The sequence below is a fragment of the Burkholderia seminalis DSM 23518 genome (genome assembly GCF_902832885.1).
GTDB lineage: Bacteria > Pseudomonadota > Gammaproteobacteria > Burkholderiales > Burkholderiaceae > Burkholderia > Burkholderia seminalis.
In genome coordinates this window covers 503,121-523,234 of the sequence record NZ_CADFDK010000005.1, presented here as the reverse complement: position 1 = coordinate 523,234, position 20,114 = coordinate 503,121, and the positions used below count along the sequence as shown (strand labels likewise).

At 66.2% G+C, this 20,114-nt stretch carries 15 protein-coding genes and 2 rRNA genes; 16 read left to right on the top strand and 1 reads right to left on the bottom strand.

Annotated features, from left to right (window positions below; translation table 11 throughout):
• The 4 genes from HWX00_RS19390 to HWX00_RS19375 form a co-directional block, all read left to right on the top strand.
• A 23S ribosomal RNA gene (locus HWX00_RS19390) occupies positions 1 to 91 on the top strand; the annotation flags it as partial.
• A gap of 122 nt (positions 92 to 213) precedes the next feature.
• Positions 214 to 326, top strand: a 5S ribosomal RNA gene (gene rrf / locus HWX00_RS19385).
• A gap of 180 nt (positions 327 to 506) precedes the next feature.
• Complete coding sequence (locus HWX00_RS19380; RefSeq protein WP_175027958.1) at positions 507 to 2,582, top strand: molybdopterin-containing oxidoreductase family protein; 2,076 nt, start codon at positions 507 to 509, stop codon at positions 2,580 to 2,582.
• A gap of 136 nt (positions 2,583 to 2,718) precedes the next feature.
• Entirely contained in the window at positions 2,719 to 4,392 is a 1,674-nt protein-coding gene (locus HWX00_RS19375; RefSeq protein WP_034186344.1) for a long-chain fatty acid--CoA ligase, read from the top strand.
• A 231-nt stretch (positions 4,393 to 4,623) separates the two neighbouring features.
• Here HWX00_RS19375 and HWX00_RS19370 read toward each other — a convergent pair whose 3' ends face one another.
• The gene (locus tag HWX00_RS19370; RefSeq protein WP_034186345.1) at positions 4,624 to 5,775 is read right to left on the bottom strand and encodes a porin; all 1,152 of its coding nucleotides are present in this window, start codon (positions 5,773 to 5,775) and stop codon (positions 4,624 to 4,626) included.
• A 279-nt stretch (positions 5,776 to 6,054) separates the two neighbouring features.
• Here HWX00_RS19370 and coq7 point away from each other — a divergent pair, with 279 nt between their 5' ends.
• The 12 genes from coq7 (at position 6,055) to murC (ending at position 20,075) form a co-directional block, all read left to right on the top strand.
• Positions 6,055 to 6,678 carry a 2-polyprenyl-3-methyl-6-methoxy-1,4-benzoquinone monooxygenase gene (gene coq7, locus HWX00_RS19365; protein WP_034186346.1) on the top strand — a complete coding sequence of 208 codons (624 nt, stop codon included), beginning with the start codon at positions 6,055 to 6,057 and terminating at the stop codon, positions 6,676 to 6,678.
• Positions 6,679 to 7,064: 386 nt separating this feature from the next.
• The gene (gene mraZ, locus HWX00_RS19360) at positions 7,065 to 7,493 is read left to right on the top strand and encodes a division/cell wall cluster transcriptional repressor MraZ (RefSeq protein ID WP_006487094.1); all 429 of its coding nucleotides are present in this window, start codon (positions 7,065 to 7,067) and stop codon (positions 7,491 to 7,493) included.
• Between the two features lie 23 nt (positions 7,494 to 7,516).
• The gene (gene rsmH / locus HWX00_RS19355) at positions 7,517 to 8,458 is read left to right on the top strand and encodes a 16S rRNA (cytosine(1402)-N(4))-methyltransferase RsmH (RefSeq protein ID WP_175027957.1); all 942 of its coding nucleotides are present in this window, start codon (positions 7,517 to 7,519) and stop codon (positions 8,456 to 8,458) included.
• Entirely contained in the window at positions 8,455 to 8,796 is a 342-nt protein-coding gene (gene ftsL, locus HWX00_RS19350; RefSeq protein ID WP_034186347.1) for a cell division protein FtsL, read from the top strand. Before rsmH ends, ftsL begins: the two co-directional genes overlap by 4 nt.
• Complete coding sequence (locus tag HWX00_RS19345) at positions 8,793 to 10,640, top strand: peptidoglycan D,D-transpeptidase FtsI family protein (protein ID WP_034186348.1); 1,848 nt, start codon at positions 8,793 to 8,795, stop codon at positions 10,638 to 10,640. The genes ftsL and HWX00_RS19345 overlap by 4 nt, the downstream gene beginning before the upstream one ends.
• Positions 10,637 to 12,175, top strand: coding sequence for a UDP-N-acetylmuramoyl-L-alanyl-D-glutamate--2,6-diaminopimelate ligase (locus HWX00_RS19340; protein ID WP_059558080.1), 1,539 nt, complete (start codon positions 10,637 to 10,639; stop codon positions 12,173 to 12,175). Before HWX00_RS19345 ends, HWX00_RS19340 begins: the two co-directional genes overlap by 4 nt.
• A complete protein-coding gene (locus tag HWX00_RS19335) occupies positions 12,172 to 13,578 on the top strand; it encodes a UDP-N-acetylmuramoyl-tripeptide--D-alanyl-D-alanine ligase (RefSeq protein ID WP_175027956.1) in 1,407 nt (468 codons plus the stop codon). The genes HWX00_RS19340 and HWX00_RS19335 overlap by 4 nt, the downstream gene beginning before the upstream one ends.
• Before the next feature lie 16 nt (positions 13,579 to 13,594).
• Positions 13,595 to 14,764 (top strand): phospho-N-acetylmuramoyl-pentapeptide-transferase, encoded by a 1,170-nt coding sequence (gene mraY / locus HWX00_RS19330; RefSeq protein WP_006477019.1) that lies wholly within the window; start codon positions 13,595 to 13,597, stop codon positions 14,762 to 14,764.
• Between the two features lie 28 nt (positions 14,765 to 14,792).
• Complete coding sequence (gene murD, locus HWX00_RS19325; protein ID WP_175027955.1) at positions 14,793 to 16,304, top strand: UDP-N-acetylmuramoyl-L-alanine--D-glutamate ligase; 1,512 nt, start codon at positions 14,793 to 14,795, stop codon at positions 16,302 to 16,304.
• Positions 16,301 to 17,584, top strand: a complete 1,284-nt coding sequence (gene ftsW / locus HWX00_RS19320) for a putative lipid II flippase FtsW (protein WP_034186352.1) — start codon at positions 16,301 to 16,303, stop codon at positions 17,582 to 17,584. Before murD ends, ftsW begins: the two co-directional genes overlap by 4 nt.
• On the top strand, positions 17,581 to 18,681 hold the full coding sequence (gene murG / locus HWX00_RS19315) for an undecaprenyldiphospho-muramoylpentapeptide beta-N-acetylglucosaminyltransferase (RefSeq protein WP_124670804.1): 1,101 nt from the start codon (positions 17,581 to 17,583) through the stop codon (positions 18,679 to 18,681). Before ftsW ends, murG begins: the two co-directional genes overlap by 4 nt.
• On the top strand, positions 18,678 to 20,075 hold the full coding sequence (murC, locus tag HWX00_RS19310; protein WP_034186354.1) for a UDP-N-acetylmuramate--L-alanine ligase: 1,398 nt from the start codon (positions 18,678 to 18,680) through the stop codon (positions 20,073 to 20,075). The genes murG and murC overlap by 4 nt, the downstream gene beginning before the upstream one ends.
• The last annotated feature ends 39 nt before the right edge of the window (positions 20,076 to 20,114 follow it).

Here is a 20,114-nt window from a genome sequence, read left to right as displayed (position 1 = left end):
TCGTTCGAGACCAGGACGTTGATAGGTCAGGTGTGTAAGCGCAGTAATGCGTTCAGCTAACTGATACTAATTGCCCGTAAGGCTTGATCCTATAACAAGTCTGTTTTACAGACAGCGGTTGAATGACCGCGATGTGCTGATACGCACAACTCAAAAATTACTGCTTCTTCCAAGATTGGTTGTGCTGCGAAGCCAGCACAACAACCCCCTTTGCCTGATGACCATAGCGAGTCGGTCCCACCCCTTCCCATCCCGAACAGGACCGTGAAACGACTCTACGCCGATGATAGTGCGGATTCCCGTGTGAAAGTAGGTAATCGTCAGGCTCCCTAAGCCAAGAACCCCCGCCCGAAAGGCGGGGGTTTTTGCATTTCGGCGGCGAAAACGCACGTGCGCGACAATGTCAGTCGGTCTTCGTTCAGATAACCCGAGCTCTGAACGAAATGAGCGCGTTATCCGGCGTGTCCACGTAAAATTCGCGAATCCCCACCTCCGCATTCAAGACGATGAACGCCGCCACCCAGGTAGCCCGGGCCGTTTGCCCGCACGATTGTCCGGACACGTGCGCAATGCGCGTGTCCGTCGAGAACGGGAAGGCGATCAAGGTAACGGGCGATCCCGATCATCCGCCGACGCAAGGTGTGTTGTGCACGAAGGTCAGCCGTTACGCCGACCGCGTCCATCATCCCGATCGCCTCACGGTTCCGCTCAAACGCGTCGGCCCGAAGGGCGAAGGGCGCTTCGAGCCGATCAGCTGGAGCGAGGCGTTCGACGAGATCGGCCGTCGCCTGGGTGAAATCGCCGCGCGCGCGCCGGAAGCGATCGTGCCGTACAGCTACGCCGGAACGATGGGGCTCGTGCAGGGCGAGGGCATCGCCCAACGGTTCTTCCACACGCTCGGCGCATCGCGGCTCGAGCGCACGATCTGTGCGGCAGCAGGCGCGGCGGGGCTGCGATACACGTATGGCGGCAGTCTCGGCATGCACCTCGAGCACTTCGAGGAAAGCGAACTGATTCTGATATGGGGCGCGAATCCGATCGCGTCGAGCCTGCACTTCTGGACCCGCGCGCAGGAAGCGAAGCGCCGCGGTGCGCGTCTTGTCGCGATCGATCCCTATCGCTCGCTGACCGCGGAGAAGTGCCATCAGCACATTGCGCTGAAACCGGGTACCGATGGTGCATTTGCGCTCGGCATGATGCATGTGTTGATCACCGAAAATCTGCTCGATCACGACTACATCGCTGACCATACGCTGGGTTTTGACGCGCTCAAGGCGCGCGCCATGTCCTATCCGCCGGAGCGGGTCGCGCAGATCTGCGGCGTCGATGCGTCGGAGCTGATCGATCTTGCGCGTCGCTACGGCGCCACGCGAAAGGCATCGATCCGCCTCAACTACGGCATGCAGCGCGTTCGCGGCGGCGGCAATGCCGTGCGCGCGATTGCCAGCCTGCCGGCGCTGACGGGAGCGTGGCGCGACCGCGCGGGCGGGCTGTTGCTGTCGTCGTCGGAATCCGCACCGGTCAACCAGGCGGCGCTGCTGCGCCCGGATCTGATGCCGGGTTGGCCGCACAAGCTGCCGCGCATCATCAACATGAATGCGATCGGCGACGCGCTGCTGCACCCCGGCGATGCGACATTCGGGCCGAAAGTCGAAGCCGTGATCGTGTACAACTCGAATCCGGTGGCGGTCGCGCCGGACTCGTCGAAGGTCGCCGCTGGGTTCGCGCGTGATGATCTGTTTACGGTCGTTCTCGAGCATTTCAAGACAGATACCGTCGATTTCGCCGACATTGTGTTGCCGGCGACCACGCAGCTCGAGCATCTCGATATTCACAAATCGTATGGCCACACCTACGTGATGGCGAACCTGCCGTCGATTCCGCCGGTGGGCGAGGCGCGGCCGAACACGGAGATCTTCCGTGGCATCGCGCGCAGCATGAGGCTCGACGAGCCGGCGCTGTACCACACCGACGAAGAGGTCGCGCGTGCGGCGCTCCGCTGGGACGACCCGGCACTCGACAGCGACTGGGAAACGTTGAAGCGGGAAGGCTGGCTGAAGCTCAAGCTGCCGGAGGCGCCGTTCGCGAACGGCGGTTTCCGCACCCCGTCAGGCAAGTGCGAGTTCTACAGCCCGCGGCTCGAGCAGATGGGCATGGACCCCGTCCCGGACTACCTGCCGCCGTTCGAATCGGCCGAGGCCGCGCCCGAGCTCGCCGCGCGTTATCCGCTCGCGATGATCTCGCCGCCGGCCCGCCACTTCCTGAACAGCACGTTCGTGAACGTCGACAGCCTGCGTACGACGGAAGGCGAGCCGCACCTCGACATGCACCCGTCCGACGCCGAGGCGCGCGGCATCGCGGAGGGCGACGTCGTCCGCATCTTCAACGATCGCGGTTCGATGCAGGCGCTCGCACGGGTTACCGATCGCGCGCGGGCGGGGCTCGTCGTCGGACTGTCGATCTGGTGGAAGAAACTGTCGCCCGACGGCAGGAACGCGAACGAGGTGACAAGCCAGGCGCTGACCGATCTCGGCAATTCGGCGACGTTTTACGATTGTCTTGTGGAAGTTGAACGAATTTGATCGAATATCGCGTTATGGTCGGACGAATATCCTCGGAAGTTCGAAGTGGACATCTAACCCTGTTGTCTCGGGGCGGGGGAGCCGTTACGATGCGTTTTAGCACGACCATTCGAAAATCTGTGAGGAGACGCGCGGCATGGACAAAATTTGGCTGAAATCGTACCCACCCGGCGTTCCAGCCGAAATTGACGCGTCTCCCTATCCTTCTGTCCCGGACCTGCTCGACGAAAGCTTCCGGCAGTATCGCGATCGCACGGCGTTCGTCTGCATGGGCAAGGGCATCACGTACGGTGAACTCGACAAGCTGTCGCGGCAGTTCGGCGCGTGGCTGCAATCCCGTGGTCTCGCACGCGGCGCGCGTGTCGCGATCATGATGCCGAACGTGCTCCAGTATCCGGTGACGATCGCTGCGGTACTGCGGGCCGGTTACACCGTCGTCAACGTCAACCCGCTTTATACGCCGCGCGAGCTCGAGCACCAGTTGAAGGACAGCGGCGCGGAAGCGATCGTCATCCTCGAGAATTTCGCGTCGACGCTGCAGTCCGTCATCGCCAATACGGCCGTCAAGCATGTGGTCGTCGCATCGATGGGCGACCTGCTGGGCATCAAGGGGTGGCTCGTCAATTACGTGGTGCGCAACGTGAAGAAGATGGTGCCTGCATGGCAGCTGCCGTCGTTCACGCGCTTCAAGGCCGCGCTGTCGGAAGGCGCGCGGCAGGCGTTCAAGCCGCAGAAGATCGGCCCCGACGACGTCGCGTTCCTGCAATACACGGGTGGGACGACCGGCGTCGCGAAGGGCGCGACGCTGTTGCACCGGAACATCGTGTCGAACGTGCTGCAGGCCGGCGCCTGGCACCATCCGGCACACGAGAAATACCCGGAGGTGAAACAGTTCGTGACGGTCGTCGCGCTGCCGCTGTATCACGTGTTCGCACTGACCGTCTGCGGTTTCCTGACGATGCGCACGGGCGGCATGGGAGTCCTGATCCCGAACCCGCGCGACATCGCCGGCATGATCAAGGAGCTGAAGGGCTATCAGATCTCGACGATTCCGGCGGTCAACACGCTGTACAACGCGCTGCTGAACCATCCCGAATTCAGTCAGCTCGACCTGTCGAAGCTCGTGATCGCCAACGGCGGCGGCATGGCGATCCAGGAAGGGGTCGCGAAGCGCTGGTATGAAAAGACCCATACCGCGATCATCGAAGGATACGGGCTGTCCGAAACGTCGCCGGTGGCGACCTGCAATCCCGTGACGGCGACCGAATACAGCGGGACGATCGGTTTGCCGCTGCCGTCGACCGAGGTGGCGATCCGCGACGATGCCGGCAATGACGTGGCGCTCGGCGAACCCGGCGAGATCTGCATCCGCGGGCCGCAGGTGATGGCGGGCTACTGGAACCGGCCCGACGAGACCGCGAAGGTCATGTTCCCGGACGGGTTCTTCAAGACGGGCGACGTCGGCGTGATGGACGCGCGCGGTTACGTGAAGATCGTCGACCGGAAGAAGGACATGATCCTCGTGTCCGGCTTCAACGTGTATCCGAACGAAGTCGAGGACGTGGTGGCGTCGCATCCGGGCGTGTTCGAGGTGGCGGCGGTCGGCGTGCCCGACGAGCATTCCGGCGAGGCCGTGAAGCTGTTCGTCGTGAAGAAGGATCCGGCGCTCACCGACAAGGACATCCTGGCCTACTGCAAGGAGCGGCTCACCGGCTACAAGCGGCCGAAGCTGGTCGAATTCCGTACGGAGCTGCCGAAAACGAACGTCGGCAAGATCTTGCGGCGCGAGTTGCGCGACGGACGCGCGTAAGTCGCGGCGAGGTTGAGCGAAAAAGCCCGGCAGACGCCGGGCTTTTTTGTTTGCGGATGAAGCGGATCGGAACCAGCCGCTTTCCGCGGCGGGCCGGCGGCCCATCGCATCGTCGATTGTGCCGACACGACCGGCGCACATGGCGCGCCGGTCCAGCATGGTCGCTGCCGGGGAAAAGAAAAAGGCGCCCGAAGGCGCCTTCAATATGCTGCGGCTTGTCAGGCAAGCTGATTAGAACTTGTGACGGATACCGACGCGCGCTGCGACCTGGTTGGCGGAGCTCGAACCTGCGAGACCGTTGATCGCCGCGGTTGCCTTCAGGACGTTGCCGTTCGCGTCGAGCACGTTGCCCGAAGCGTGTTGGTACACGCCGATTGCGTAGACGTCCGTGCGCTTCGACAGGAAGTAGTCGACGCCCAGCGAGCCTTGGTGGTACTTGGCTGCCGAGTTGCCGTCGATCTTGCTGCCTTGCGTGTAGTCGTACGCCGCGCCGAGAATCAGCGCCGGGGTCAGCTGATACTTGAAGTTGATTTCGCCGTTGTTGAACGTCGCGGTCTGGTTCACGAACGGGCCTGCCGAGAAGCCCTTGAACTTCGTGTTCGAGTACGTCGCGCCGATCGTTGCCGCGCCGAACGTGTAGGCGCCGCCTGCACCGATGACCTGGTACGTGTTCGCGTTGTTCGCGTACGCGCCGTAGATCGGCGACGAAACCGACGACGATGCGGAACCGTTGTTGAACATGCCGCCGAACTGGTTCGGCGTACGTGCGTTCAAGTAACCGACGCCGAGGACCAGCGGGCCGTTGTTGTAGCCTGCGCCGAGCGACCAGACCTGGTTCTTCGAGAACTGGCCTGCCTGGCCGCCGAAGCTGTACAGGCCGCCGAACGTGATGCCGCCGTAGCTCTGGCTCGTGAACTTGACCGCGTTGTTCACGCGATAGGCGTTGTTGAAGTTGTCCAGGTCGCCCGGGTGAGCGGCGATGTAGCCGCCCCACTGGTCGCCTGCCTCGAGCGGGCCGACGAAGTCGACGACGGAGTCGTACTGACGACCCAGCGTGACCGTGCCGTACTGGCTCGACAGGCCGACGTAGGCCTGACGACCGAACATCAGGCCGCCCTGACCGAGCTTGCCGCTGTTCACGTCGAAACCGTTTTCGAGGGTGAAGATTGCCTTCAGGCCGCCACCGAGGTCTTCGGTGCCGCGCAGGCCGAAGCGGCTGCCTTGCATCACGCCGCTGGCCATGCTGTACAGGTGCTTGCCGCCTGCATTGTTGTTGAAGAGCAGGCCTTCATCGATGATGCCGTAAAGCGTCACGCTGCTTTGCGCTTGGGCAGCGCCAGCGAACGCGCCCAGCGCGACGAGCGCGAGAAGCGACTTTTTCATTAACGGATCTCCAAGAATCACTGAATTTTTTTGGCGGGGCAGATAGTTATGTTCTGTTGACGGGCCCCATCAACTTCGCAAGAAGTCGGACGTAATGTAGCAAAACCGTTTTTTGCCACAAAGCGAAATGCCGTGGCGCAAGGCCGCCATGTTTCCTTTATGCAACAATGGTTAAAATCACGGGTTAACCGCAATTTCCGCTGAATAATCAAGTCGGTTACGCAGCGGACTCGTGCCCTTGCCGCTCGCGGCGGCACCTGCAGCCAGGAGAACAGGAACGTGTTGGATGAACTGATCAGCGAATTCGATCGCGGCTTGCGATCGCTGACCGGCATTAGCCGGATGAGCCGCCCGGTGCCCACGCCGGCCGAGGCGCCCGACGTCGAGCTGACGCCGGCCGAACGGACGCATGCCGCCGGGCTGATGCGCGTGAACCACGTCGGCGAGGTCTGCGCGCAGGCGCTCTACCAGGCGCAGAAGCTCACCGCGCGCACGGCGTCGGCGAAGGCGATGTTCGAGGAGGCCGCGCGCGAGGAAGAGGATCACCTCGCGTGGACCGCGCACCGCCTGAAGGAACTCGACTCGCGCCCGAGCCTGCTGAATCCGCTGTGGTATGCCGGCGCGCTTGCGATCGGCGTCGCGGCCGGCACGCTCGGCGACAAGGTCAGCCTCGGCTTCATGGCCGAGACGGAGCGGCAGGTCGAGAATCATCTCGAAGGCCATATGTCCGAGCTGCCGGCGACCGACGCGGCGTCGCGCGCGATCGTCGACCAGATGCGGATCGACGAGGTGAAGCACGGCAAGGCCGCGACCGACGCAGGCGGGATCGAGTTGCCGCTGCCCGCGCGGATGCTGATGCGCGCCGCGTCGAAAGTCATGACGAGCACTGCGTACTATCTCTGAGAATTGCGCCGGGGCGACGCGTGACGCCGCCCTGGTTCACCGCCCCCGATACCGCCCGCCGACTCCTCGTTTTCCCGCCCCCGAAAGCCCCGTCCGCACGCCTGTCTGGCCCGTCTTTCTCACGTATCACCTTCACAAGTTGCACTAGCTCATTCATTTATAACGGTTTTTGGTATGAGGGGTCGCATGAGCATGTGCGCGTAAGTCCTTGTTCTAACTAACAAAATTCGTCAAAAAAGCGGGCCGCTCCCTTGACCGTGCCACACCCTTCCTCTAAAGTGGGAGACAGTGTGAGAAAGTGTATTTTTGTGTGATTTAGCGGGCTATTCCGGCTAAATTCTCAGCATTGAGCGGGTGCTTCGGTGCCCTGAACGGGAGAGCGGAAAGTGTTCCAAGGGGCGTCGGCGCTGACGCTCGATGCGAAAGGGCGGATGTCGGTGCCGGCTCGCTATCGCGAAGCGCTGCAAGGACAGGCAGAAGGACGGGTGACTGTGACCAAGCACCCGGACGGCTGCCTGTTGCTGTTTCCGCGCCCCGAATGGGAAGTATTCCGCGCCAAGATCGCCGCGCTGCCGATGGACGCGCACTGGTGGCGGCGCATTTTTCTCGGCAATGCGATGGACGTCGATCTCGACAGCGCGGGCCGGATTCTCGTATCGCCCGAGCTGCGCATGGCAGCCGGACTGGAAAAGGAAGTCATGTTGTTGGGAATGGGTAGTCACTTCGAGCTGTGGGATTCGCAAACCTACAACGCGAAGGAGCAGGCAGCGATGGCGCAGGGCATGCCCGACGCGCTGAAGAATTTCACGTTCTGATTGCGGTGACGGAGACGCCCGCGATGGGAAATGAATTGCGGCATCGGACGGTGCTGTTGGATGAGGCGGTCGAGTCGCTCGTGACGCGGCCGGACGGCGTGTACGTCGACGGTACGTTCGGGCGGGGCGGGCATAGCCGCGCGGTGCTCGCGCGGCTCGCGCCGGCCGGGCGGCTGATCGCGTTCGACAAGGACCCGAGGGCGATCGAGACGGCGCAGGGCATCGAGGATGCGCGCCTCTCGATCGTGCATGACAGCTTTGCATCGATGCGCGACGCGCTTGCGGCGCGCGGCGTCGAGAAGGTGGCGGGTGTGTTGCTGGACCTGGGCGTGTCCTCGCCGCAGGTGGACGATCCGGCGCGCGGCTTCAGCTTCCGCGCCGATGGTCCGCTGGACATGCGAATGGATCCGACGCGTGGCGAGTCGGCGGCCGAATGGCTCGCGCGGGCTTCGGTGCAGGAATTGACGGAGGTGATACGGGATTATGGGGAAGAACGGTTTGCTTTTCAGATTGCAAAGGCGCTTGTTGCTCGCCGGGCAGAGTCCGACCGTCTTGGGCCTCTCGACACCACGGGCGAGCTTGCCCAAATCGTGGGTCACGTCGTCAAAACCCGTGAGAAGGGCAAGGATCCGGCAACCCGCACCTTTCAGGCTATACGGATTCACGTCAATCAAGAGCTTGCGGACCTGCAAGTCGTACTAGACGCGGCACTGTCGTTGCTGGAGCAAGGGGGGCGGCTGGTGGTGATCAGCTTTCATTCACTCGAGGACCGGATCGTCAAGCGATTCATGCAGGCGCACGCCAGTGCGCCTGCGGTCGATCGTCGCCTGCCGATCCGCGCCGTCGACCTCCCGAGCCCGCCGCTCAAGATCATCAGCCGTCAGTTTCCGAGTGAAGCGGAAGTCGCCGCGAATCCGCGCGCCCGCTCGGCCGTGATGCGCATTGCGGAGCGCGTCACGCCATGAGCCGCTTCAATATCTTCCTGCTGATCATCGTGATGGGTTGCGCGCTGTCGGTCGTCAACTCGACGAATCAGCAGCGGCAGATCTTCATCCAGCTGCAGCGCGCGCAGTCGCAGGAGCGCCAGCTCCAGCAGGACTACGCGCAGCTTCAATATCAGCAGAGCGCGCTGTCGAAGACGTCGCGCATCGAGCAACTCGCGAACGATTCGCTGAAGATGCAGGCGATCTCGACTGGCCGCACGCAATACCTGACGCTGCCGCCGGGCGCGGCGAAGGCGATCGACGCGCCGATCCCGGCGTCGGCCGACACGGCAGGCAAGGGCAAGGGGGGCGCGCGATGAAGCCGTCCCAGAAGCGCCAGAACGTGAAGTTCTCGTCGAGCCCCGTGCTGGGCGTGCACCTGCCGATGTGGCGCTCGAAGTTCGTCGTGTTCCTGCTGTTCATGGCGTTCGTCGCGCTGGCCGCGCGGGCGTTCTGGATCCAGGGGCCCGGCAACGCGTTCTATCAGAAGCAGGGCGAAAGCCGCTACCAGCGCACGCTCGAGCTGCCCGCGACGCGCGGCAAGATCCTCGACCGTAACGGGCTCGTGCTCGCGACGAGCCTGCCCGTGCGCGCGATCTGGGCGATTCCCGACGCGGTGCCGGACGATCTCGACGCCGACAAGATCAACCAGCTCGGCAAGCTCCTCGGCATGACGCCGAAGGAACTGCGCGTGAAGCTGTCGGAAGACAAGGGTTTCGTCTACGTGAAGCGCCAGGTGCCGCTCGACGTCGCGGACAAGGTCGCCGCGCTCGACATTCCCGGCATCTACCAGCGCAACGAATACAAGCGCTTCTATCCGGAAGGCGAGATCACCGCTCACCTGATCGGCTTCACGAACGTCGAGGACGAAGGGCAGGAAGGCGTCGAGCTCGGCGACCAGAAGTTGCTGTCCGGCACGTCGGGCGTGCGGCGCGTGATCAAGGACCGGATGGGGCACATCGTCGAGGACGTCGCCGAGCAGATCCCGCCGCACAACGGGACCGACGTCGACCTGTCGATCGACAGCAAGATCCAGTACATCGCGTACGCGAACCTGAAGGCCGCCGTCGAGAAGTTCAAGGCGAAGGCCGGCGCGGCGATGGTCGTCGACGTGCGTACCGGCGAAGTGCTCGCGCTCGTCAACTACCCGACGTACAACCCGAACGACCGCTCGCGCATGACGGGCGAGCAACTGCGCAACCGGATCATGACCGACGTGTTCGAGCCGGGCTCGATCATGAAGCCATTCACGGTGTCGCTCGCGCTCGATCTGCACCGCGTGACGCCGAACACGCTCGTCGAAACGGGCAACGGGCATTTCGTGCTCGACGGCGCGCCGATCACCGACGACGCGGGTTTCGGCACGCTGACGGTCGGCGGCGTGATCCAGAAGTCGAGCAACATCGGCGCGACGAAGATCGCGATGACGATGCGGCCCGAGGAAATGTGGAATATGTATACGAGCATCGGCCTCGGCCAGGCGCCGAAGGTCGGGTTCCCGGGCGCGGTGGCCGGCCGCCTGCGTCCGTGGAAGAGCTGGCGCCGCATCGAGCAGGCGACGATGTCGTACGGCTACGGCCTGTCGGTGTCGCTGTTCCAGCTCGCGCGCGCCTACACGGCGATCGCGCACGACGGCGAGCTGATGCCCGTGACCATTTTCAAGACCGACCCCAATCAGCCGATCACGGGCACGCAGGTATTCAACCCGACCACCGCGCGCGAAGTGCGCGCGATGCTCGAGACGGTGGTCGCGCCGGGCGGTACGTCGCCGGATGCGGCCGTGCCGGGCTATCGCGTCGGCGGCAAGAGCGGTACCGCGTACAAGCATGAAGGGCACGGCTACACGCGCAAGTACCGTGCGTCGTTCGTCGGGATGGCGCCGATGCCGAATCCGCGCATCGTCGTCGCGGTGTCGGTCGACGAGCCGACCGCCGGCAGCCACTTCGGCGGCCAGGTGTCCGGCCCCGTATTCTCGGCGATCGCCGGCGACACGATGCGTGCGTTGAACGTCCCGCCGAACATGCCGATCAAGCAACTCGTCGTGTCTGACGATTCGCCGGCAGCGCCGAGCGCAACGGGGCCGCAAAAGCTGGCCGCGGGGAGCGGTGCGAAGCATATGATCGTGTCCAGCACGACGCGTAATTCACCAGGAGTTGTTCGATGAGCGCCGCCCGTAGTTCCCATCCGGCGCATCAGCAGATCGCCGCCGCGCTTGCGTGGCTGCGTCAGCATGTGGCCCCCGCGGCGCAACTGCATGCCGACACGCGCAGTCTCAAGGCTGGCGACGTGTTCGTCGCGTATGCGGTCGACGGGGCAGACAATCGCGCCTTCATTGCCAACGCCGTCGCACAAGGTGCGGCCGCCGTGCTGTATCAGCCGGAAGGGCTGGCCGCCGCGCCGGCCGTACCCGTCGCGCTCGCGGTGCCGGCGCTCGACCAGCTCGCCGGCGAGATCGCCAGCGGCTGGTACGGCGATCCGAGCGACAGCCTGCTCGCGGTCGGCGTCACGGGCACGAACGGCAAGACGTCGTGCACGCAATGGCTCGCTGTCGCGCTGACGGCGTTGCATCAGCCGTGCGCGGTGATCGGCACGCTCGGCAGCGGGATGCCCGGCCAGCTCGTGCCGACCGGCTTCACGACGCCCGACGCGCCGCAACTGCAGCGCAGCCTCGCGCAGTTGCGCGACGCCGGTGCGAAGGCGGTGGCGATGGAAGTGTCGTCGCACGCGTTGCATCAGGGCCGCGTGAACGGCACGGCCTTCGATATCGCGGTATTTACGAACCTTACGCAAGATCACCTCGACTATCACGGCACGTTCGATGCGTACGAAGCCGCGAAGGCGAAGCTGTTCGCGTGGCGCGGCCTGCGCGCGGCGGTGATCAATCGCGACGACGCAGCCGGCCGGCGCCTGCTCGAGAAGCTGGCCGGCCGCGTGCGCACGATCGCGTACGGGATCGGCGACGCGGCGGCACCCGACGCCGATCGCGAGCTGGTCGCGCTCGACGTGCGTGCGACCGCCACCGGCACCGCATTCCGCCTGCGTTCGTCGTGGGGCGACGCGGACGTCGAGGTCGGCACGCTCGGCACCTTCAACGTCAGCAACCTGCTTGCCGTACTCGGCTCGCTGCTCGCGGCCGATGTGCCGTTCGACGCGGCGCTCGCCGAGATCGAGCGGCTCGAGTCGGTCAACGGCCGGATGCAGCGGCTCGGCGGCCGGCTGCAGAACGACGAACCGCTCGTCGTGATCGACTACGCGCACACGCCCGACGCGCTCGAAAAGACGCTCGACGCGTTGCGCCCGATCGCCACGGCGCGCGGTGGCCGGCTCGTCTGCATGTTCGGCTGCGGCGGCGATCGCGACGCAACGAAGCGCCCGCTGATGGGCGCGATCGCGGAGCGGCTCGCCGACGAGACCGTCGTCACGAGCGACAACCCGCGCAGCGAGGATCCGCAGCGCATCATCGACCAGATCGTCGCGGGCATGACCGCACCCGATCACGCACGCCGCATCGAGGATCGCGCGAGCGCGATCCTGCAGGCCGTGCGCGGCGCCGCACGCGAGGATGTCGTCGTGCTGGCCGGCAAGGGCCACGAGGCCACGCAGGAAATCATGGGCAAGAAGCGTACGTTCTCCGATCAGGATCACGCGCGGCTCGCGCTGGCGGCGCGCGCGACGCACGGCAAGGGAGGCGGCGAATGACGATGCTCAGTCTCGGCGAAGCCGCCCGTCTGATTCCCGGCGCCACCGTCCACGGCGACGCGGGCGTCACGTTCGACCGCGTGTCGACGGACAGCCGCACGGCCGGGCCGGGCGACCTGTTCGTCGCGCTGAAGGGCGAGCGCTTCGACGCGCACGACTTCCTCGGCGACGTCGCCGCGCGCGGTGCCGCCGCGGCACTCGTCGCGCACGTGCCGGCGGGCGTCACGATGCCGGCGATCGTGGGCGGCGAAACGCGTGCCGCGCTCGGCGCGCTCGCGCACGGCTGGCGCATGCGATTCCCGCTGCCGCTCGTCGCGGTGACGGGCAGCAACGGCAAGACGACGGTCAAGGAAATGATTGCGTCGATCTTCGCGGCGGCGGTCGGCGCCGACGCGCGACTCGCGACGGCCGGCAACCTGAACAACGATGTCGGCCTGCCGCTGACGCTGTTGCGCCTGTCGGCCGCCCATCGTCTCGCGGTGATCGAGATCGGGATGAACCATCCGGGCGAGACCGAAGTCCTCGCGCGCCTCACGGCGCCGACGGTCGCGCTCGTCAACAACGCGCAGCGCGAGCACCAGGAATTCATGTCGACGGTCGAAGCCGTCGCGCTCGAACACGCGGCCGTGATTCACGCGCTGCCGCCGGACGGCGTCGCGGTGTTCCCGGCCGACGACGCGTACGCGGGCATCTGGCGCGTCGCGGCGACCGGCAACCGGATCCTCGATTTCGCGCTGCACGACGCCGAACGGCAGAACGACGCGCAGGTCGTCGGCCGTCTGCACGGCGGCGAACTCGCGATCGACACGCCGGCGGGTGCCGTCACGGTGCGGCTGCGCGCGCTCGGCGAGCACAATGCACGCAACGCGCTGGCCGCGACGGCCGCGGCGCTCGGCGCCGGCGTCTCGCTGTCGGCGATCCGGCAGGGCCTCGAATCGTTCGAACCGGTCAAGGGCCGGCTGCAGGTGAAGCAGGCGATTGCCGGGAGCCTCGCGGGCGCGACGGTCGTCGACGATACGTACAACGCGAACCCCGATTCGATGCGCGCCGCGATCGACGTGCTCGCCGCGCAATCGGGGCCGCGCGTGCTGGTGATCGGCGACATGGGCGAGGTTGGCGAAGAAGGGCCGGCTTTCCACCGCGAGATCGGCGCCTATGCGCGCGATCGCGGGATCGATGCGCTGTTCGCGCTCGGCGACGCGTCGCGCGACGCGTGCACGGCGTACGGCGACACGGCCCGCCATTTCGATGACGTCGGCGCGCTCGTGTCGGCGCTGCTCGCGGCCGGATACGGCGCACCGGCGACGGTGCTGGTGAAGGGCTCGCGGTACATGAAGATGGAGCGCGTGGTCGACGCGCTGACGAACCAACCCGCGGCGGGCACGGCGCCCGCCGCACACTGAGTAGAAGGAAGGAAGCATGCTGCTGGCGCTGGCGCAATGGCTGCAAGGAGACGCAAGCTTTTTGCGCTTGTTCACGTACCTCACGTTCCGTGCGGTGATGGCCACCATCACCGCGCTCGGGATCGGGCTCGTGTGCGGACCGTGGGTGATCCGCAAGCTGACGCAAATGAAGGTCGGGCAGGCCGTGCGCAAGGACGGCCCGCAGACCCACCTCGTCAAGTCCGGCACGCCGACGATGGGCGGCGTGCTGATCCTGATCGGCATCGCGGTCGCGACGCTGCTGTGGGGCGACCTGACGAACCGTTTCATCTGGATCGTGATGCTCGTCACGTTCGGCTTCGGCGTGATCGGCTGGGTCGACGATTACCGCAAGGTCGTCCACAAGGACCCGCGCGGGATGTCGTCGCGCGAGAAGTATTTCTGGCAATCGGTGATCGGGCTGTTCGCGGCCGTCTACCTGGCCTTCAGCGTGTCCGAGGCGAACAACGTGCGCGTGTTCGACCTGTTCATGGCATGGGTGAGGAGCGGCCTGTCGATGGGGCTGCCCGCACGTGCCGACCTGATGCTGCCGTTCCTGAAGTCGATCAGCTACCCGCTCGGCGTGTGGGGCTTCATCGTGCTGACCTACTTCGTGATCGTCGGCGCGAGCAACGCGGTGAACCTGACCGACGGCCTCGACGGCCTCGTGATCATGCCGGTCGTGCTGGTCGGCGCGTCGCTGGGTGTGTTCGCGTACGTGATGGGCAGCGCGGTCTATTCAAAATACCTGCTGTTCCCGCACATCCCGGGCGCGGGCGAGCTGCTGATCTTCTGCTCCGCGATGGGCGGGGCAGGGCTCGCGTTCCTCTGGTACAACACGCACCCCGCGCAGGTGTTCATGGGCGACGTCGGCGCGCTGGCGCTCGGCGGCGCGCTCGGCACGGTCGCGGTGATCGTGCGCCAGGAAATCGTGCTGTTCATCATGGGCGGCATCTTCGTCGCGGAAACGCTGTCGGTGATGCTGCAGGTTTCGTGGTTCAAGTACACGAAGAAGCGTTACGGCGAAGGGCGGCGCCTGCTGAAGATGGCGCCGCTGCATCACCATTTCGAATTGTCCGGCTGGAAGGAAACGCAGGTGGTCGTGCGTTTCTGGATCATCACGCTGATGCTGTGCCTGTTTGGTCTGACCACCCTCAAGCTGCGGTAAAGGAAAGGTAACAAGGATGTCTGGCGAGATGTTTGGAGATCGGCAACGGCCGATGGTGCTCGTACTGGGGCTCGGTGAATCGGGTCTCGCGATCGCGCGATGGTGCGCGAGGCACGGGTGCCGGCTGCGTATTGCCGATACCCGCGAGGCGCCGCCGAACCTTGCCGCGCTGCAGGCCGAAGGCATCGATGCGGAATTCGTCGGCGGGGCATTCACGCCCGCACTGCTCGACGGCGGCGTCGAGATCGTCGGGCTGAGCCCCGGGCTGTCGCCGCTCGAACCGGCACTCGCGGCGCTGGTCGCGGCCGCGCACGAGCGCGGGATCGCGGTGTGGGGCGAGCTGGAATTCTTCGCGCAGGCATTGCGCGCGCTCGGCACGAGCGGCTACCAGCCGAAGGTGCTCGCGATCACCGGCACCAACGGCAAGACCACGACGACGAGCCTCGCGGGCCTGCTGTGCCGGCGCGCGGGCAAGAAGGTCGCCGTCGCGGGCAACATCAGCCCGGCGATGCTCGACCGGCTCGCGAACGCGATCGACGAAACCGCGCTGCCCGACGTGTGGGTGCTCGAACTGTCGAGCTTCCAGCTCGAGACCGCGCGCACGTTTGCACCCGATGCCGCCGTGATCCTCAACATCACGCAGGACCACCTCGACTGGCACGGCGGCTTCGACGCGTACGCGCAGGCAAAGGGCCGGATCTTCGGTGCGACGACGACGCGCGTGCTGAACCGCGACGATGCGGCCGTGATGAAGTTCGCGCCGGCAGTCGGCGCGGCCGACGCGCCGCGCACGGTCACGTTCGGCCTGAACGAGCCGGTGCAGGACGGCGACTACGGGCTGTCGCGCGACAACGGCATTGCATGGCTGGTGGAAGCCGTCGATCGCGACGCACCGGATGAAGTGACGACGACCCGCCGGCGCAGGCGCGACGCCGCGCATACGCCCGACATCGCGCAGAAGCGCCTGATGCCGGCCGACGCGCTGCGCATCCGCGGGCTGCACAACGCGGCGAACGCGCTGGCCGCATTCGCGCTTGCCCGCGCGATCGACCTGCCGGCCGCGCCGCTGCTGCACGCGCTGCGCGAATATCGCGGCGAAGCACATCGCGTCGAAGTGATCGCGACGATCGACGACGTCGACTACGTCGACGACAGCAAGGGCACCAACGTCGGCGCGACGGTCGCCGCGCTCGACGGGCTCGCGCAGAAGATCGTGCTGATCGCGGGCGGCGACGGCAAGGGCCAGGATTTCGCACCGCTGGTCGCACCGGTCGCACGCTGGTGCCGCGCGGTGATGCTGATCGGCCGCGACGCGCCGGCAATCCGCGACACGCTCGCCGAAACGGGCGTGCCGCTCGCCGATCACGCGACGCTCGAAAGCGCGGTGCACGCGGCGGCCGATCTCGCCGAGCCGGGCGACGCGGTGTTGCTGTCGCCCGCATGCGCGAGCCTCGACATGTTCAGGAACTACGCCCATCGCGCGGATGTGTTCCGCGCGGCGGTCGACGAAATCGCCATCGACAAAGGAGCGACGCCATGAGCTGGTCCGATCGCCTCGTCTCCCGGTTCAACGACCGGCGCGACACCGGCGGCAATGCCGCGGGCGGCCGCGTCGCGTCGGCCACGCGCGCCGCAACGGGCGGCCTCGCGAGCGTCGTCAACGGCGTGCGCCCGAGCCGTTCGCGGATGCTCGACTTCGACTACTCGCTGTTGTGGGTCGCGATCGCGCTGCTCGGCCTCGGCGTCGTGATGGTGTATTCGGCGTCGATCGCGATGCCTGATTCGCCGAAATACGCGTCGTATCACGATTACGCGTTCCTGATGCGCCACTGCATTTCGCTCGGCGTCGCGTTCGTCGCGGCGGTGATCGCGTTCCGCGTGCCCGTCTCGACATGGGACAAGTACGCGCCGCATCTCTTCCTGATCGCGCTCGTCGGACTCGTGATCGTGCTGATCCCGCACGTCGGCAAGGGCGTGAACGGGGCGCGCCGCTGGATTCCGCTCGGCATCACGAACATGCAGCCGTCGGAAATCATGAAGCTCGCGGTGACGATCTACGCGGCGAACTACACGGTGCGCAAGCAGGAATACATGCAGAGCTTCGCGAAGGGCTTCCTGCCGATGGCGTTCGCGGTCGGCCTGGTCGGTGCGCTGCTGCTGCTCGAGCCGGACATGGGCGCGTTCATGGTGGTCGCCGCGATCGCGATGGGCGTGCTGTTCCTCGGCGGCGTGAACGGCAAGCTGTTCGGCGGCCTCGTCGCAACGGCGGTCGGCACGTTCACGATGCTGGTGTGGCTGTCGCCGTGGCGTCGCGAGCGGATCTTCGCGTATCTCGATCCGTGGGACGAGCGCTACGCACAGGGCAAGGCTTACCAGCTCACGCACTCGCTGATCGCATTCGGCCGCGGCGAATGGCTTGGCGTCGGCCTCGGCGGCAGCGTCGAGAAACTGAACTACCTGCCGGAAGCGCACACCGACTTCATCCTCGCGGTGATCGGCGAGGAACTCGGCTTCGTCGGCGTGCTGGTCGTGATCCTGCTGTTCTACTGGATCGTGCGCCGCGCGTTCGAGATCGGCCGCCAGGCGCTCGCGCTCGACCGCACGTTCGCGGGCCTGATGGCAAAAGGTATCGGCATCTGGTTCGGCGCGCAGACGTTCATCAACATGGGCGTGAACCTCGGGCTGCTGCCGACCAAGGGCCTGACGCTGCCGCTGGTGAGCTACGGCGGCTCGGGCATCCTGCTGAACTGCGTCGCGCTGGCGGTGCTGCTGCGGGTCGACTACGAAAACCGGGTGCTGATGCGCGGAGGGAAGGTATGACCGCGTCGCAACGCACGCTGATGGTGATGGCAGGCGGCACCGGGGGCCACGTGTTCCCGGGGCTCGCGGTCGCGCACCGGATGGAAGCGGCGGGCTGGCGCGTCGTGTGGCTCGGCAATCCGGCCGGGATGGAAGCGACGCTCGTGCCGAAGCACGGCATTCCGATGGAATACGTGCGGTTCGGCGGGCTGCGCGGCAAGGGCCTGAAGACCAAGCTGACGCTGCCGGTCAACCTGTTGCGCGCGTGCTGGCAGAGCCTCGGCGCGCTGCGCCGCGTGCGGCCGGACGTCGTGCTCGGGATGGGCGGCTACATCACGTTCCCGGCGGGTGTGATGACCGCGCTGTCGGGGCGTCCGCTCGTGCTGCATGAACAGAATTCGATCGCGGGCCTGACGAACAAGGTGCTCGCGAAACTCGCGAAGCGCGTGCTCGTCGCGTTCCCCGGCGCGCTGCCGCACGCGGAATGGACCGGCAACCCGATTCGCGCGGAACTTGCGCACACGGAACCGCCCAAAGCACGCTATGCGTCGCGCAGCGGTCCGCTGAACGTGCTGATCGTCGGCGGCAGCCTCGGGGCGGCCGCGCTGAACGAAGTCGTGCCGCGCGCGCTGGCGCTGCTGACGCCGGGCGAACGCCCGCGCGTCGTGCACCAGGCCGGCGTGAAGCACATCGACGCATTGAAGGCGAATTACGAAGCGGCCGGTTTCGCGGCCGGCGAGGACGTGCGGCTCGTGCCGTTCATCGACGACATGGCGGCTGCGTACGCGGCGGCGGATCTGGTGATCTGCCGGTCGGGCGCGATGACGGTGTCGGAGATCGCGGCGGTGGGCGTGGCGGCGCTGTTCGTGCCGTTCCCGTACGCGGTCGACGATCACCAGACGACCAATGCCGCGTTCCTCGCCGATGCGGGCGCGGCCGTGCTGGTGCAACAACGCGACCTGTCGGCGGAGCTGCTCGCCGACTGGCTGCGCGGCCAGTCGCGGGCATCGCTCGCGGACATGGCGGAACGTTCGCGCTCGCTGGCGAAGCCCGAGGCTACCGACGAAGTCGCGCGCGTGTGCGCGAAGGCGGCCGGCGCGCACCTGGAAACACTATGAAACACATCGTCAAACACATTCATTTCGTCGGGATCGGCGGCGCGGGCATGAGCGGCATCGCCGAAGTGCTCGTCAACCTCGGCTACGAGGTCAGCGGCTCGGATCTCTCGCGCAACGCGGTGACCGATCGCCTCCAGGCGCTCGGCGCACGGATCGCGATCGGCCACGACGCGGCGAACATCGCGGGCGCTAACGCGGTCGTCGTGTCGACGGCCGTGCGCTCGGACAACCCGGAAGTGCTGGCCGCCCGCAGCCAGGGCGTGCCGATCGTGCAGCGTGCGGTGATGCTCGCCGAGCTGATGCGCCTGAAGCAGGGCATCGCGATCGCCGGCACGCACGGCAAGACCACGACGACGAGCCTCGTCGCGAGCGTGCTCGCGGCGGGCGGGCTCGACCCGACCTTCGTGATCGGCGGGCGGCTGATCAGCGCCGGCGCGAACGCGCGGCTCGGCACGGGCGACTTCATCGTCGCCGAGGCCGACGAGTCGGACGCGTCGTTCCTGAACCTGTATCCGGTGATCGAAGTCATCACGAACATCGACGCCGACCACATGGACACCTACGGCCACGATTTCGCGCGGCTCAAGCAGGCGTTCATCGAATTCACGCAACGCCTGCCGTTCTACGGCAGCGCGGTCGTGTGCGTCGACGATCCGAACGTGCGGCAGATCATCCCGTTCATCTCGAAGCCGGTCGTGCGCTACGGCCTGTCGCCGGACGCACAGGTACGCGCGGAAGACATCGACGCGCGCGACGGCCGGATGCACTTCACGGTGATCCGCGAAGGGCGCGCGCCGCTCGCGATCGTGCTGAACCTGCCGGGCCTGCACAACGTGCAGAACGCGCTCGCGGCGATCGCGATCGCGACCGATCTCGGCGTGGCGGACGACGCGATCCAGCAGGCGCTGGCCGAATTCAACGGTGTCGGCCGGCGCTTCCAGCGCTACGGCGAGGTGCCGACCGCCGACGGCGGCCAGTACACGCTGATCGACGACTACGGTCATCACCCGGTCGAGATGGCCGCGACGATCGCGGCCGCGCGCGGCGCGTTCCCGGGCCGCCGCCTCGTGCTGGCGTTCCAGCCGCACCGCTACACGCGCACGCGCGACTGCTTCGACGATTTCGTCAACGTGCTGTCGACGGTCGACGCGCTGGTGCTGACGGAAGTCTACGCGGCCGGCGAGGCCGCGATCCCGACGGCCAACGGCGACGCGCTGTCGCGCGCGCTGCGCGCGGTCGGGAAGGTTGACCCGGTGTTCGTCGCGACGGTCGACGACGTGCCGGATGCATTGGCGAAGGTCGCTCAGAACGGCGACGTGGTGATCACGATGGGCGCGGGCTCGATCGGCGGCGTGCCGGCGAAGCTCGTGCAACACATTCAACAGAAGGCATGACATGAAACGACCCCCACGCTCACTTCGTTCGCTGTCGAC

Coding starts and splice junctions, on each gene's coding strand:
- HWX00_RS19380 (WP_175027958.1), top strand. CDS start 507: ATGAACGCCGCCACCCAGGTAGCCCGGGCCGTTTGCCCGCACGATTGT.
- HWX00_RS19375 (WP_034186344.1), top strand. CDS start 2,719: ATGGACAAAATTTGGCTGAAATCGTACCCACCCGGCGTTCCAGCCGAA.
- HWX00_RS19370 (WP_034186345.1), bottom strand. CDS start 5,775: ATGAAAAAGTCGCTTCTCGCGCTCGTCGCGCTGGGCGCGTTCGCTGGC.
- rsmH (WP_175027957.1), top strand. CDS start 7,517: ATGGGAAATGAATTGCGGCATCGGACGGTGCTGTTGGATGAGGCGGTC.
- ftsL (WP_034186347.1), top strand. CDS start 8,455: ATGAGCCGCTTCAATATCTTCCTGCTGATCATCGTGATGGGTTGCGCG.
- HWX00_RS19345 (WP_034186348.1), top strand. CDS start 8,793: ATGAAGCCGTCCCAGAAGCGCCAGAACGTGAAGTTCTCGTCGAGCCCC.
- HWX00_RS19340 (WP_059558080.1), top strand. CDS start 10,637: ATGAGCGCCGCCCGTAGTTCCCATCCGGCGCATCAGCAGATCGCCGCC.
- HWX00_RS19335 (WP_175027956.1), top strand. CDS start 12,172: ATGACGATGCTCAGTCTCGGCGAAGCCGCCCGTCTGATTCCCGGCGCC.
- mraY (WP_006477019.1), top strand. CDS start 13,595: ATGCTGCTGGCGCTGGCGCAATGGCTGCAAGGAGACGCAAGCTTTTTG.
- murD (WP_175027955.1), top strand. CDS start 14,793: ATGTTTGGAGATCGGCAACGGCCGATGGTGCTCGTACTGGGGCTCGGT.
- ftsW (WP_034186352.1), top strand. CDS start 16,301: ATGAGCTGGTCCGATCGCCTCGTCTCCCGGTTCAACGACCGGCGCGAC.
- murG (WP_124670804.1), top strand. CDS start 17,581: ATGACCGCGTCGCAACGCACGCTGATGGTGATGGCAGGCGGCACCGGG.
- murC (WP_034186354.1), top strand. CDS start 18,678: ATGAAACACATCGTCAAACACATTCATTTCGTCGGGATCGGCGGCGCG.